The organism is Streptomyces sp. NPDC006259 (genome assembly GCF_042870975.1).
GTDB lineage: Bacteria > Actinomycetota > Actinomycetes > Streptomycetales > Streptomycetaceae > Streptomyces.
This window is the reverse complement of sequence record NZ_JBIAHY010000003.1, coordinates 720,392-733,808: the sequence shown is the minus strand read 5'-3', so window position 1 is coordinate 733,808 and position 13,417 is coordinate 720,392. Positions and strand designations below refer to the sequence as shown.

Here is a 13,417-nt window from a genome sequence, read left to right as displayed (position 1 = left end):
CTCACCCTTCGTGCGGGGCCGCCGCCCCGTCGAGCAGGACGTCCCGCAGCGCGGTCACGAGTTCCAGGCTCCGGGCGCGGACCGCCGACGGTGTCTCCTCCCGACGCCGTTCGGTGACGACCGCGAGGGCCGCCGCGGCCTGCCGGGCGAAGAGTGCGAGCAGGTCCAGTTCGGAGAGGCTGGAGCGGGACTGCGGGACGGGATCGAGGACTTCGAGGACCCCGAGCACCCGGTCGCGGTGGGCGAGCGGCGCAGCCATCAGCGCGTCCGGCACGTACCCCGTCGACTCCGCGACGTCCCGGGCGAACATGCCCTGTCTCCTCAGGTCGTCGGCGACCATCGGCTCGCCCGAGACGAGCACCCAGCCCGCCAGCCCCCGGCCGGCCGGGAACCGCGAACCCACGAGGGAATCGGCGCCCTCCCCGGCCACCGCCTGGAAGACCAGCTCGTCGGCGTCCTGGTCGTGCAGCAGGACGGAGCTGGCCGCCGCGCCGAAGATGGCCCGCGCCGTCTCGACGACGGACTGCAGCAGCTCGCGCTCGGCGCTGCCGGCCCGTGTCACGGGGCCCACCCCTGTGGCGGGGACGAGGCCGGGGAACTGGCTCATGATTCACCTCGGGTTCCTGGTTCGCCGATGCGTACGTTCGCGGCGGAGAGGTAGAGAGCGTGCTTGATCTGGAACGGCGTCAGTTTCGGCCGGCCGCCGAGCAGCCGCGCGCACATCCCGCTGATGAAGGGGGTGGCGAAGCTGTTCCCCGTGGTGCGGATGGTCGCGCCGCCCGTCCAGGCCACCTGCACGTTCTGGCCGGGGGCGAAGAACTCCACGGGGGGTGCGGGGTTGTAGAGGAAGAGTCCGGAGTCGTCCTCGCGGTGCGTACCGACCGAGATGACCGACGAGAACCGCCAGGGGAAGCTCTCCACCGGGGTGTTGTGGGCCGAGGCCACCAGCGTGGTGCCGTTGAAGAAGGCCTGGTCGGCCAGGGAGCGCAGGGTTTCGAGGAACTGGGGCCGGGTCGTGGACAGGCTGAGGTTGACCACGTCGAAGCCCTGGTCCACCGCCCAGCGCAGCCCGGTGAGCAGGGCGTCGCCGCTGCCGGTGAAGCCCTCGCCCAGCACCCGCACGCTGTACAGGTCGCAGTCCGGTGCCACGCGCCGGACGATCCCGGCGCACGCCGTTCCGTGGCCACAGGCGTCGCCGGTGCCGTCGGGCAGCGGACCGCTGTCGACGACCCGCAGGGTCCCGTCGGGGGCGGGCGCCACCTCGTAGGAGCCCTGGACCGGGCCGACCGAGGGGTGACCGCACTCCACCCCGGTGTCCACCACGCACACGCGCACCCCGCCGCCGTCCGACCACGCCGAGGGGTCGGCGGGCACGGCCGGCACCGTGTCGGCGAGCAGGGTGAGGTCCTCGGGGGTACGGTCGCGCAGGCTCCAGGTGAGCCCTCCTGCCGTCCCGGTGGTCATACGGTCCCGCCTTCCCGCCCGGCCGGGCCGCCCGTGTTCCGGGCGGCGGCCGCGCTGTCCTCGGCGAACGCGGCCGCGCGGTCCGCGCCGATCCTGTGGCCCTTGGCGGCGAAGTGCCGCTGCGCCGTGCGTGCCTCCCGCTCCGCGTCGCCGGGCCGGGCCAGCGTCCGCAGCGTGTGGGCGCGGTCGAGGGCCGCGGTGCCGCGGACGACCGGGGAGTCCGTGTCCCCGGCCGCGGCGGTCGCCCGGTCCGCGCAGGCGTGCGCGGCGGTCTCCTCCCCGGCGAGCGCGAGGGCGCGTGCGCGCAGCCCGTCCGCGTCGGCGGACTCCGCCGGGGGCAGGCCGGCCTCCTGGGGATCCGGCAGGGCCAGCGCTTCCGCCGGCTCCCCCCGCTCCAGCAGGATCCGGGCCCGCTCGCGGGCGATGCCGGGCAGCGCGCCCGTGGCGCCGAGTTCACGGCCGGCGCGGGCGGCCTCGGCCAGCAGGGCGAGTCTGCGCTCCGGCGTACCCGTCAGGGCCTCCACCTCGGCGGCGAACAGCGGGACGAACAGCGCGCTCTCGGCGTAGCCGAGACCGCCGGCCAGCCGCGCCGCCTCGGCCAGCCGCTCGCGTGCCTCGCCGTGACGGCCCTCAAGGGCCAGGAGCACGGCCAGCGGGCAGGCCAGGGTGGCCCGGACGGTCGGCCGGCCGGCGCCGTGCGCCGCGAGCAGGTCCTCGCAGCGCGCGACCGCCCGCGCGACCGGGGTGGGGCCGCGCCACAGGGAGATGCCGGCCGCGCCGAGCGCCAGGGCCCGTTCGGGTTCGGCGTCGGCACGGTCGGCGTGGTCGAGGGCCCGGCTCAGCAGGGCCTCGGCCTCGGCGTGCCGTCCGCGTCGTTGGCGGTCCTGGGCGATGCGGACGCAGGCACGGGCGATGCCCTGGTCGTCGCCCACCACCGTGAAGAGGGCGAGGGCGGCCTCGGCGACCTCGGCCGCGGATCCGTGCCGGGGGTCGAGTGCGGTCAGCGCGAGCCGGGCATGGGCGGCGGCCAGCCGGTCACCGGCCCGGTCCGCCGTGTCGAGCGCGCCTGCCAGCAGTTCCCGGCCGCGCACCGGCTCGCCGCGGGCGACCTTCGTCTCGCCGAGGCGGCGGGCGGCCTCGACCGCGGCGGGCTCGCCGGCGGCGGCCAGGTCCAGGGCCTGGGTGAGGAGGTCGTCGGCCCACGGCAGGTCGGAGCGTGCCAGGGCGGCCGTGCCGGCGCGGGTGAGCAGACCGGCGGCGCGGGCCCGCAGGACGTCGGTGTCGTCGTCGCGCATTCCCAGTTCGGCGAGCAGACGGTGGGCGCGGGCCAGGTGGGTGCCGACGGCCGCGTCACCCGCCTCGTGCCGGACGAGGACCCCGGCGGCGTGCTCGTGACGGCGGGCCCGCACCTTCTTGGCCATCCCGCGGTAGGCGATCTCCTGCACCAGGGCGCTGCCGAACCGGAGCGCGGAGCCGGCGGCCAGGGTACGGCCGTCGGACTCGATGAGGCGCCGTCGCACGAGGCCGCGCAGCGGACCGGCGGCGGACTCCGCGGAGCCTCCTCGTTCACCCGCGGTGGCCAGTGCGGTCAGGTCGGCGCGGCGGAACTCGCGTCCCAGGACGGCGGCCAGCTGGAGCAGGGTCCGTTCCTCGGACGGCAGTGCGTCGATGCGGGCGCCGAGCAGCGCGTGCACGGTGAGCGGCAGGTCGTCGCACTCGGCCGCCATCGCTGTCAGGTGCTCCAGGTACAGCGGATTGCCCTCGGCACGGTCGAGAGTGGCCTCCAGCACCCCCTGCCGGTGGGCCGCCACCTCGACCAGCTCACCGGCGAGAGCGGCGGCCTCCTCCCGGCTGAGCGGCGTGAGCATGAGCGACGCGGAACGCATCCGTCCGCTGCCCCAGCCCGGATGGGTCTCCAGCAGTTCGGGACGCGCGGCGCACACCAGGGCGACCGGGGAGCGGTCCAGCTCGTCCAGCAGCCGGCCGGCGAGGTCGAGCAGGGGCGCGGACGCCCAGTGGCAGTCGTCCAGCACGAGCACCACGGGGCGCTCCCGGGAGAGCCCGTCGAGCAGGCAGGCGAGCGCCATGAGGGTGTCGTCCGTCGAGGGGCTGGGCGTACCGTCCGCGAGCAGGCCGGTCCGCAGCAGGCGCAACGCCTGCTCCGCCTCGGCCCGTTCGTGGTCCGGCAGTCCCGCGAGCGCCGTGTCCTCCCCGAGGGCCGCGAGCACCTGGCGTACCGCGTCGGCGAGCGGTGCGAGGGTGCCGGTCTCGCCGTACGGACGGCACCGGCCCTCGCCGTGCGCCGGCCAGTTCCTCAGCCACTCCCGCAGCAGGCGCGTCTTGCCGAGACCCGCCTCGCCGTAGACGGTCACCAGGTACGAGCGCGGGTCCGTCGCCAGTCTGCGCAGGAGCAGGCGGAGTTCGGCCAGCTCCGGCTCACGGCCGATGAACGGGGTGTCGAAGCGGCGTACCCGCTCCGGGTCGTCCTCGTGCAGTGCGACCAGGCGGTGGGCCTGGACGGGATCGTCGACCCCCTTGAGGGAGAGCGGTCCGGCGGACTCGGTGACCGCGGAGGCGCCGGCGGCCTCCAGCGTGGCGGGGCCGATCAGGATCTCGCCCGCGCCGGCGTGCTGTTCGAGCCGGGCGCCGATGTTGACGACCTCGCCGGAGGCCAGGGCCTGCCGGGCGGCGGGGTCGACGTTCACCACGACCTCGCCGGTGTTCACGCCGATACGCACGGCGAGCCGCACCCCGTGCGCCCGCTCCAGCTCGGCGTTGAGACCGTCGAGGCCGGTGATCATCCCGCGGGCGGCGGCCAGGGCCCGTCGGGCGTCGTCCTCGTGGCGGGCGGGAATCCCGAAGACCGCCATCACCGCGTCGCCGATGAACTTCTCCACCGTGCCGCCGTGTTCCTCGATCCGGGCCCGCATCAGCGCGAAGTACCGCAGGGTCACGGTGCGCAGTGTCTCCGGGTCGAGCCGTCCGGACAGCGCCGTCGACCCGACGAGGTCGCAGAAGACGACGGTCACCACCCGGCGCTCCTCGACGGTGTCGGAGGCGGCCGCGGTCACGCAGGCGGAACCGCACCGGGGGCAGAAGGCCGCGCCGTCCGGCGGTGGTTCGGGACACCGTGGGCACCTCGTCCGCGCGGTCCCGGTCATCAGAACAGCGCTCCGCCGGCGATCTCGCTGTGCGCCTGCACCTCCGGCTCGGCCGCGTCCAGCCGCTCCTTCAGGCCCAGCAGCAGGGTCAGTTCCTCCGCGCTGAGGTCGCGGAGCACCTCCCGCTGCTCGGCGGAGAGGCTGTCCAGCGGGAACCCGGCGTCCTCCAGCGCGCGGAGGCGGTCGCGATCGTGCGCGTGGTCATTCATGGGCGTTCTCCGGTAGGGGTCGGTGCCGTGGCGATCCGGTCGAACAGCTCGGCGAGGGCGGCGACCGTGTGCAGTGCGCTCACGGCGACCAGGGAGCGCTGCGCGGGGTCCAGGGGCAGCCGGCCGATCAGCCGGTCCAGGTCCGCGCTGTGCCCGTCGTCGAGATCCGCGTGCAGGCGTACGGCCTCGAAGGCGGCCGGCGGCAGCCCGGTCTCCCGCGCCAGCCGGCCTGCCAGGCCCGGTGCCGGTGCGTTGCCCTCCAGCACCGCGATGTAGCCGAGGAGGGCCACCGGATGGCTGTGCTCGATCCAGTAGTACTGCGCTCCCACCAGGGCGGCGACGTGGGCCGGCGGAGCGGCGTCGGTCAGCTCGCCCGGTGGCGTCCCGGACGCGGCGGCGTCGGTGAGCAGCCAGTCGTCGTGGCCTCGTTCCTGCTCGGCGTGGGCCCGCAGGTACCGCGCGAGCGGCGGTGCCACCGGGTCGTCCACGAGCGCCTCGCAGCGCGCGGCGGCCCGCTCCATCAGCGGGACGGAGGCGCGGATCACCTGGTGCATGGCGCACAGGTAGGCCCGGTAACGGTCGGCGAGCCCGGCGTCGGAACGCCACACGCGGGCGGCGGCGGTCCTCACCACGGGCTGCACGAGGGAGAGTTCGAGCCGCAGACGCGCGACGGCGGAGGGGCTCATGCGGCACCTTCCTCGCGCCGGGGTGGGCTTTCGCGGTGGGACTCGTGATCGCTTCGGGGGCTGGGCTCGCGATCGCTTCGGCGGCTGGGCTCGCGGGTGCTTACGCGGCTGACCTCCCGACCGGCCTCGCCGCTGCTTTCGCGACTGGGCTCGCGCCCGCTTGCGCGACTGGGCTCGCGGGTGCTTGCGCGGCTGGCCTGGCGGGTGCCTGCGCGGCTGGGCTCCCGGCTCGCCTCGCGGCTGCTTTCGCGACTGGCCTCGTCGCTGCTTTCGCGACTGGCCTCGCGGTTGCTTGCGTCGCTGCTTGCACCGCTGGCCTTGGGGCTGCTTCCGCGACTGGGCTCCCCGCTCGCCACGCGGCTGCTTGAGCGGCTCGCCACGCGGCTGCTTGCGCGGCTGGCCTCGCGCCCGCTTGCGCGACTGGCCTCGCCTCCGCTTGCGCGGCTGGGCTCGCGCCCGCTGTCGCTGCTCGCCTCGCAACCGGACCCACCACCGGCCTCCCGCCCGCCGAGCAGCACCAGCGGCGCGTACCGCTCGCTTGTGTACCGGCGCAGCAGCGTCGCGGCCCCGGCGTCGCGCTGGAGCCGGGCGCCGAGCGTGTCCATGATGCCGGCCGCCGGGCGGGACCCGGCCCGTTCGGCGGCGGCCAGCGCCGCGGGCCGGCGGGCCAGGGCACGGCAGCTCGCGCAGGATGCGACGCCGGCGGTCCGGATGGTGCGCAGCACGGGTGACTCCTGGCAGCGGCGCCGTATCCGCGGCCAGTCGTCCACGGCGATGTGTCCGAGCCGCAGGTGCTCCGGCAGGGGGCGGGTGTCCACCACCCGCTGGTTGCAGCAGGCCGCGACGGTGCCGTCGAAGGCCACCACCGGCCAGGCCGCCATCGCGCACGGCGCCGGGCCTCCCCCCTCGGCGGCCCACTCCCCCGTCCCCTCCGCGGCGGCGTCGAGACGAACCGGCCGTGCGGCCGCCCACCCCGCCGCCCGCCCCACCCGCCGGACGTGATTGACCAGGACGGCCGCCTGGTCCCGGAATTCGGCCCGAATGGACGCGGTGATGTCCGCGAGATACGGATCGTCCGCCGAATTGCCCACCACATGGAAACTCACGTCTATTCCGCTGTCCATGATGTGGTGCACCGCCCGAAAGGCCGCCGCCCGCGTCACTTCACGTTCGTGGAACACGTCGATGCTCGCCGAGAAATGGGCGACGTGCTTAAGCGCTCGCATGATGCGTGCGGGTACCGGCCCCTCGGTCGCGAAGAACATGCCGCTGAGCACGGACGTCCGCGTTCCGGCCGACGCCGCGCTTTCCGCGAGGTCGCCGACGAGCGCGGGCCGCAGCAGGGGCTCGCCGCCCGTGAGCATCAGGACCTCCGGACGGTCCCCGGCGGTGAAGCCGCCGACGAAGCGCCGCAGCGCCTCGGCCGGAGTGTCCTCCCCCCGCGGCCCCGACGAGGTGGAGCAGTGGGCGCAGCTCAGCGGGCAGCGCCTGGTGAGGGTGGCGAGGAGCCCGGCAGCCGGCACCGGACGCAGCTCGATGATCTCCGCCAGCCGCATCGCGTCACCTCCGTCGGTCTCCGGGACCTGCGGCGTCAGCGTGCGCGGCACCGGTTCGATCGCGGTTGGCGCCCGGTTCGGGCCCGGTACGCGCCGCAGGGCTCCGCCGGTCGCACCCGAGGCCGGACGGGGGCTGGACGCTTTGTCGGGCAAGGCGCCGTTATGTGTCGTTCGTCCCGGCGGGTGCGTTGCTGCATGCACCTTGACCCACCCCCGGCGCCATGGCCCCGCCACCGGCTTGTGCGCATGCTGTGAAGGCGACAGGGAATTCCCTTTCCATTCCCCGAGTGTTCACGGCTCCTCGCGAATCACCTCACTCCCCGTCCGCTCCCCGGAGGCTTTCGTGTACGGAATTGTTCTCCTCGCCCAGAACTCCGACGACACCGGCTGGGGAAGGGGCTGAGGGAAAATGAGCGACACTTTCACGGAGAGCCGCGGCGGGAAGACCGGTCCCGGGATCGCGCGAGCGCACGCCGATGACGGCCGTGGCAGCGCCCGCAGCCCATTGCGACTCACCCTCCTCGGTCCGCTGAGAGCCTCCCGCGACGGTCTGCCGTTGCCGCTCGGTCCGCTGAAACAGCGCCTCGTCCTGGCGGTCCTGCTCACCCGCCCTAACACGCCCGTGTCACTGGAGGAACTCACCGACGCCGTCTGGCCGGACGATCCGCCCCGCACCGCCCGCAAGAACCTCCAGGTGTACGTCTCGACCCTGCGCCGGGTGCTCGACCCGGAGGACCTCGGCCGGCTGCGCCACGGTCCCGGCGGCTACGTCCTGCACCTCGGCGCCGACGAATGCGACACCCTGCGCTTCGAGGATCTGGCCCGGCGCGGGGACGCCGAGATGCGCGCGAGCGCGCCGAGCCGCGCCGCCCCGCTGTACCGCCAGGCACTGGACCTGTGGCGCGGCGATCCCTTCAGCGACCTCGCCGCCCACGCCGACGTACTGCGCGCCGCCGTCGGGCGGCAGCACGCCCGGCGGCTGGCCGTGTACGAGGCCTGGGCCGAAGCGCAGTTGGAGACCGGCGAACCGGCACCGGTCGCCGACACCGTGGACGAGATGGTGAGCCGCCACCCGCTGCGGGAGCGGCTGCGTGCCGCCCAGCTCACCGCTCTGCACCGGGTCGGCCGCAGAACGGAGGCGCTGGCCGCCTACGACGACTGCCGTCAACAGCTCTCCCGGGAACTGGGTCTGGAACCCGGGGCGGCGCTGCAGAGCGCCTACCGCTCCTTGCTGGAGGAGATGGCCCCGTCCCGGGTGCGCGGCGCTCCCCACGGGTCCCGGCTGCTCCCGCCGGACCTCACCGACTTCACCGGGCGGACGCGGGAACTGGAGGACGTCACCGCTCGGCTGGGTCGCGAGGGCGGCCCTCCGGTGCTGCTCACCGGTCCGGCCGGCGTCGGCAAGACGGCCCTCGCCGTACACGTCGCGCACCGCCTCGCCGCGCACTACCCCGACGGCGTGGTCGCCACCCGGTTGTGCGCCGAGGACGGCTCCCCGCGCCCGTGGGCGTCGGTGCTGGCGGAACTGGCCCGCTCCCTGGGCCGCGCCGAGCGGCTGCCCACCGACCGGGAGGAGGCCGCCACCGCCTGGCGCTCCTGGCTGTCCGGCCGCCGGATCCTGCTGCTCCTGGACGACGCACCCGATGCCACCGCCCTCGGCCCGCTGCTGCCGCCGTCCGGTCCCACCGCCGCGCTGATCACCTCCCGGAGCCGGCTTCCCGGTCTGGAGCCCGTGCACCGGACCGAACTACCGCCGCTGACCGCAGAGGAGGCCCTGGATCTGCTGGGCCGCGTCATCGGGCGCACCCGGGTGGCCGCCGAGTACGCCGCGGCCATCCGGATCGTCACCGCCACCGGGTTCCTCCCGTTCGCCCTGCGCGCGGGCGGGAACCGGTTGTCCGTGCTGCGCCACATGCCTCTCGGGCAGTACGCGGACCGTCTCGAACATCCCCTGGAGGCCCTGGACGAGCTGGCGTCCGGCGGGCTGGGGGTCCGCGCCCGGCTCGCCGGCGCCTGGGCCCGGCTTCCCGCCACGACCCGCGACACCCTCCACGCCCTGGCCGCGCTGCCGGGCCCGGCCTTCACCCTCTCCGGCGCCGCCCGCGCCCTGGGCTCGGACGGAAGGAACGCGCAGCGTGCCCTGGAGGACCTGATCGACGTGGGCGTCCTGGCGCCGCCGTCCCGCCCCGAGGTGACCGCGCACCTCGCGGCGGAACCGGAGGCGGAGCGCTACGAACTGCCCTGGCTGACCCTGCTGTTCGCCCGGGAACAGGCGGCGGCGCCGGGAACCCGGGGGTAGGCGGTGCCGGCCAGGGCGTACCCGGTCCGACGCGGCCGGGCCCCCTCCCCGGACGGACCGGACCACGGCCACAAGTGCCCGTCGGCAGCCCCCGACCCGGTCCGGAGGAGGGGAACCGGGCCGCTCACGTCCACTCCGACGCGGACGGCCCCCAACTCCCGGAAGCACTCCGCGTTCTCCGTGCCCTCCGTGTTCTCCGTGCCCTCCGTGTTCTTTGAGCGCTCGCCACACGCGGCCCGCTCGGCCCGCTCGGCCCGTTCTCCGGTGGGGTGCTCAGGCTCCGCCCGGGGCCGCCGCGGCCGGACCGGAGGACTGCACACGGGCCAGATAGCCGGCCTGGAAGCGGCTGGCCGCACCCAACTGCTCCATGATCTCGGCGATGTGTTTGCGGCAGGTGCGCAGCGACATGCCCAGCCGCCGGGCCACCATCTCGTCCTTCATGCCCTCCGCCAGCAGCCGCAGGATGGCCTGCTTGACCTCGTCCCGCGCCGAACTCTCCGTCCAGGCCGGGTGATAGGGCTCGGCCAGCGACCAGGCGTGGTCGAAGGTCGCGCACAGGTACGCCACCGTGGACGGGTCCTGGATGACGATGGCCGCGTCCAGATCGTCCTGGTGCGGAATGAACACCGTCTCCTCGTCGAAGGCGACCATCCGGCCGAACAGTTCGCTCAGCGTCCTGACCTCGGCCCCCTCGTCGGTCATCCGTCGCGCGTACTCCTGCGTGGGCAGGTGGTAGCGGGCCGTGTGCTGGTACAGCGTGCGCATCCGCACGCCCCGGCGCAGCATGTCCCGGTCCTGGACGAACGCCTGCTCCAGCAGCGCCGGGGAGCGGCCCCCGCCGGGATGGCAGGTGCGGACCTCCTGCCGGCACCGCATGGTCGCCTCGGTGATCATGCCCACGACCGTCTTGAGGTCCGTCACCTCCGTCAGCGGCGCCCGTCCCTGCCAGCGGCGCCGGCCCTCCGCGTAGAGGGGCGCCAGTAGTGCCAGTTCGCCCCGCAAGCGGTCGATCTCGGCGAGCTGCCGACGCAGTCCCGCCTCCTTGGGCGCCACCAGGGCGGCGATGGCCGCGTCCGGAGCGACGGGCACGAGCCGGTCGGGCTCCTCGGGCAGGTGCCGCAGCAACAGCAGTTCGGTCAGGGCCTCCACCGCCGAGGCGACGCCCCGTTCCGGTAACCCGAGTGTGGCGCCCAGCGTCCTCGCGTCGCACGATCCCTGGTCGCTCACCCACCGGAACACCCGGACGGCGTCCGCGGACAACTGTGTGCCGGACCCCGTCCCCCCAACCGCTTCACGAAGACCCGGTGACTGCCCGTCCTCACCGATGCCGCTCACCCAACCCCCTCGTCAGCCAGATGATTCCGCCCTCAGCTCGTATGGATGTCCATTGTTCAGGTGCGCGAGGGATATGCCCAGACCTCCCCGGAAGGAACCACCGTGGAACGGACCAAACGGGCACTCGCCCTGCTCCTCCACCTCGTCACCCGCCGGACCCGGCGACACCCCGCCGAGGGTGACGGGGAGACGGCCCGCGAGATCCTCAACCAACCCCCCCGACCGGTGCGCGACGACGACACCCCGACCACACCCACGCCCCGCTGGTGACCGGTCCTCCGGACATCGATATCGGCACGTCCGCCGAGAACTACACTTCCCCCCTCGAACCACCCCCGGGCCACGGCCCTCGTCACCCCGCCTGACAGCTCCCGACGACCTGACCCGCCGAGTCACCCGCTCACGCATCACCAGCCACGCCCCAGGGGGGACCATGAGCAATCCGCAGGACCCGCGGCAGCCCGATCAGCTGCCCTCGGACTACGAACTCGACGCATGGCGTGCGGTCCAGCAGTTCAAGGGCCGCCCGCTGTCGCAGGCGATGAGAAACGCCGGCGACCACGTGGCCAACGGCGTCGCGGAGTTCGGCAAGCGCGCCGCGAAGCAACTGGAGAACCACCCGCGGGCCCGGGCGGCGGTCTCCCGTGGACAGGAATTCGTCGCCAAGGGCGCTCAGAAGGTCGGCGCCGGAACGCGCAAGGCGGCCGACGTCATGCCCGAATGGAGCGGCACCGCCGTTCAGTCCATGCAGAAGACGCTGGGCCGGGCCTCGCGAGCGGGCCTGTCCCCCCAACGTGTGGTGGCGCTCCACAGGAAGCGCGGGCACGACGTCGCGTCGCTGCGCGACCTGCGCCGCCTCGACCTCGAACAGGTCGACGCGGTCCGCGGACGGGCGGCGAGCTGGTACTACCCGGCCGCCGCCGCGCTCTCGGGAGCGGGCGCGGGGCTGGCGATCTCTGGAGGACAGCTCGTCATCGCGGCCTCCGCCGGCGCCGCGGCGGCCCCTTCGGGAGGCGCGATCACCGGCGCCTTCGTCGCCGACACCGCGGTCGTCCTCGGACTCGCCTCCCGCGCCGTCGGCCAGGTCTCCCTGTTCTACGGCTACGACCCCGAGGAGCCTGCCGAAAAACTCTTCGTGATGTCGGTCGTCAACGTCGGGACGGCGAGTTCGGCCACCGCCAAGAACGCGGCGATGGCAGACATCTCGCGCCTCACCCAAGCACTCTTCCGCGGCAGGACGTGGGAGATCCTGAACGAGACGGTTGTCGCCAGGGTCTCCAGGCAGTTCGCGAAGGCGTTCAGCTTCCGCCTCACCAAGAAGGGACTCGGCAAGGCCGTACCCGCCGTCGGGATCCTGGTGGGAGGCACCCTCAACTGGACCACGCTGGAAGGGGTCGTCGACGCCGCCGAGATGGCGTACCGACGGCGCTTCCTCCTGGAGAAGTACCCGCACCTCGCCGACGAGGAGACGTCCGCGTCGTTTCCCGACATGGGCCCGGACCTCTCGGACGACGCTGCCGACGACGACATCAGTGTGCTCGGTGAGATCGTCGAGGCGGGCGGACCCGACCTCCGCTGACCTGATGTCCCGGCGGTGAACGTGACCACGCGACCGCCGGGACGACGCGGCTCAGGCCCCGGCCGCGAACCCCACGAACCGCGACCACTCCTCACGCCCGACGGCGAAGTGAGGTCGCGACACATCCTTGGAGTCCCGTACGCAGATGGTCTGTTCGGCAACAGCGACCTCTACGCAGTCGTCACCCTGGCTGCCGCTGTAACTGGACTTGAACCAGGCGAGTTCCGACGTGCTCATAGCTCTCCTCGCAGTCGCTCCAACAGGCCCCGCGAGTCTTGGGGGTTCAGGGCCTGCGAGCGCAGTGTGTCATAGCGCTGTTGGAGGAGGCTCACCTCTTTCACGTCAGCGATCAGGCGGCCGTTCTGCTGCCCTTCGGAGTACGCGAACCGCCGTCCCTCCACCGTCTCCAACAGACGCACAGGTCCGTCCAGACACGAATGCAACGCGCCTTCCAGCGGCACGATCTGCAGCGTCACGTTGCGCGGAGCAGTGTGCTCGAGCACGTGGCCCAACATGTCCCGCATCTGCTCCGCGTCCCCGTACCGACGCCGAAAGACATGCTCCTCGACGATGAAGCTGAAGGGGACGGTCGGTCGCTCGTACAGCATCCTCTGCCGCTCCGTCCTCACCGCGAGCAGAGCCTCCAGCCGCTCGTCCGTGACCACCGGAATCGTGCCCTCGAACACCGCCCGCGCATACCCCTCCGACTGCAACAGCCCCGGCACCAGCCGACACTCGTACGTGCACAGGCTCACCGCCACCTTCTCCAGCCGGGCCCACCGCCGGAACCAAGCCGCCAGCCCGGCCTCGCCCCGCGTCAGATGCCCGGCCGCCTTCCGCAACGCGCCCGTGTTCCCCAGCGCCTCCTCGGCCCGCTCCACGAACGACTCGTCGGGCATCCGGCGTCCCAACTCCACCGATTCCACGGTGTGCCTGGAGAACCTGACCCGCGCTCCGAAGTCCACCCGGCTCAGCCCGGCATGCTCGCGCAGGGCCTGGACGACGGCCCCGAAGGTCCGCAGACTGTCGGAAGGACCGGGCTCGCGCTCCCCGTCGCAAGCCGTCATGTCCCTGCTGTCCGTCATACGCGGCCACCTCCACGTGCGTACGCCCTCCGCGGCATCCCCG

General features: G+C 73.8%; 11 protein-coding genes and 1 pseudogene. 3 read left to right on the top strand and 9 right to left on the bottom strand.

All coding sequences use genetic code 11. The features are described 5' to 3' along the window. Window position 1: 1 nt before the first annotated feature. The 6 genes and pseudogenes from ACFYO5_RS14630 to ACFYO5_RS14605 all read right to left on the bottom strand — a co-directional run. Window positions 2–607, bottom strand: coding sequence for a GAF domain-containing protein (locus ACFYO5_RS14630; RefSeq protein ID WP_356566663.1), 606 nt, complete (start codon window positions 605–607; stop codon window positions 2–4). After that, the gene (locus ACFYO5_RS14625) at window positions 604–1,464 is read right to left on the bottom strand and encodes a S8 family serine peptidase (protein ID WP_356566661.1); all 861 of its coding nucleotides are present in this window, start codon (window positions 1,462–1,464) and stop codon (window positions 604–606) included. The genes ACFYO5_RS14630 and ACFYO5_RS14625 overlap by 4 nt, the downstream gene beginning before the upstream one ends. Continuing rightward, window positions 1,461–4,535 carry an AAA family ATPase gene (locus ACFYO5_RS14620; RefSeq protein ID WP_388708459.1) on the bottom strand — a complete coding sequence of 1,025 codons (3,075 nt, stop codon included), beginning with the start codon at window positions 4,533–4,535 and terminating at the stop codon, window positions 1,461–1,463. Before ACFYO5_RS14620 ends, ACFYO5_RS14625 begins: the two co-directional genes overlap by 4 nt. A gap of 89 nt (window positions 4,536–4,624) precedes the next feature. After that, window positions 4,625–4,834, bottom strand: a complete 210-nt coding sequence (locus ACFYO5_RS14615; protein ID WP_086773021.1) for an aroma-sacti cluster domain-containing protein — start codon at window positions 4,832–4,834, stop codon at window positions 4,625–4,627. Further along, window positions 4,831–5,520, bottom strand: a complete 690-nt coding sequence (locus tag ACFYO5_RS14610) for an iron-containing redox enzyme family protein (RefSeq protein ID WP_388708456.1) — start codon at window positions 5,518–5,520, stop codon at window positions 4,831–4,833. The genes ACFYO5_RS14615 and ACFYO5_RS14610 overlap by 4 nt, the downstream gene beginning before the upstream one ends. A gap of 506 nt (window positions 5,521–6,026) precedes the next feature. Continuing rightward, window positions 6,027–7,076, bottom strand: a pseudogene (locus tag ACFYO5_RS14605) (radical SAM protein); the annotation flags it as partial. 409 nt (window positions 7,077–7,485) lie between these two features. On the opposite strand from ACFYO5_RS14605, the gene ACFYO5_RS14600 reads away from it, so the two are divergent. Then, window positions 7,486–9,375: a BTAD domain-containing putative transcriptional regulator gene (locus ACFYO5_RS14600; protein WP_388708453.1), complete on the top strand. Its 1,890-nt coding sequence runs from the start codon at window positions 7,486–7,488 to the stop codon at window positions 9,373–9,375. A 273-nt stretch (window positions 9,376–9,648) separates the two neighbouring features. On the opposite strand, the gene ACFYO5_RS14595 is transcribed toward ACFYO5_RS14600, so the two are convergent. After that, window positions 9,649–10,602 (bottom strand): LuxR C-terminal-related transcriptional regulator, encoded by a 954-nt coding sequence (locus ACFYO5_RS14595; RefSeq protein WP_356566652.1) that lies wholly within the window; start codon window positions 10,600–10,602, stop codon window positions 9,649–9,651. 153 nt (window positions 10,603–10,755) lie between these two features. On the opposite strand from ACFYO5_RS14595, the gene ACFYO5_RS14590 reads away from it, so the two are divergent. Both ACFYO5_RS14590 and ACFYO5_RS14585 read left to right on the top strand, forming a co-directional pair. Next, the gene (locus tag ACFYO5_RS14590; protein WP_388708450.1) at window positions 10,756–10,980 is read left to right on the top strand and encodes a hypothetical protein; all 225 of its coding nucleotides are present in this window, start codon (window positions 10,756–10,758) and stop codon (window positions 10,978–10,980) included. 163 nt (window positions 10,981–11,143) lie between these two features. Then, window positions 11,144–12,289 (top strand): EcsC family protein, encoded by a 1,146-nt coding sequence (locus ACFYO5_RS14585; protein ID WP_388708447.1) that lies wholly within the window; start codon window positions 11,144–11,146, stop codon window positions 12,287–12,289. Between the two features lie 51 nt (window positions 12,290–12,340). Here the strand turns inward: ACFYO5_RS14585 and ACFYO5_RS14580 are convergent, their stop codons facing one another. Both ACFYO5_RS14580 and ACFYO5_RS14575 read right to left on the bottom strand, forming a co-directional pair. Then, window positions 12,341–12,526, bottom strand: a complete 186-nt coding sequence (locus ACFYO5_RS14580) for a DUF397 domain-containing protein (RefSeq protein ID WP_388708444.1) — start codon at window positions 12,524–12,526, stop codon at window positions 12,341–12,343. Continuing rightward, complete coding sequence (locus tag ACFYO5_RS14575) at window positions 12,523–13,374, bottom strand: Scr1 family TA system antitoxin-like transcriptional regulator (protein WP_388708441.1); 852 nt, start codon at window positions 13,372–13,374, stop codon at window positions 12,523–12,525. The genes ACFYO5_RS14580 and ACFYO5_RS14575 overlap by 4 nt, the downstream gene beginning before the upstream one ends. Window positions 13,375–13,417: the final 43 nt, after the last annotated feature.

Bases quoted from the DNA above. Each gene is read 5' to 3' on its own strand.
- ACFYO5_RS14630 (WP_356566663.1), bottom strand. From the start codon at position 607: ATGAGCCAGTTCCCCGGCCTCGTCCCCGCCACAGGGGTGGGCCCCGTG.
- ACFYO5_RS14625 (WP_356566661.1), bottom strand. From the start codon at position 1,464: ATGACCACCGGGACGGCAGGAGGGCTCACCTGGAGCCTGCGCGACCGT.
- ACFYO5_RS14615 (WP_086773021.1), bottom strand. From the start codon at position 4,834: ATGAATGACCACGCGCACGATCGCGACCGCCTCCGCGCGCTGGAGGAC.
- ACFYO5_RS14610 (WP_388708456.1), bottom strand. From the start codon at position 5,520: ATGAGCCCCTCCGCCGTCGCGCGTCTGCGGCTCGAACTCTCCCTCGTG.
- ACFYO5_RS14600 (WP_388708453.1), top strand. From the start codon at position 7,486: ATGAGCGACACTTTCACGGAGAGCCGCGGCGGGAAGACCGGTCCCGGG.
- ACFYO5_RS14590 (WP_388708450.1), top strand. From the start codon at position 10,756: ATGTCCATTGTTCAGGTGCGCGAGGGATATGCCCAGACCTCCCCGGAA.
- ACFYO5_RS14585 (WP_388708447.1), top strand. From the start codon at position 11,144: ATGAGCAATCCGCAGGACCCGCGGCAGCCCGATCAGCTGCCCTCGGAC.
- ACFYO5_RS14580 (WP_388708444.1), bottom strand. From the start codon at position 12,526: ATGAGCACGTCGGAACTCGCCTGGTTCAAGTCCAGTTACAGCGGCAGC.
- ACFYO5_RS14575 (WP_388708441.1), bottom strand. From the start codon at position 13,374: ATGACGGACAGCAGGGACATGACGGCTTGCGACGGGGAGCGCGAGCCC.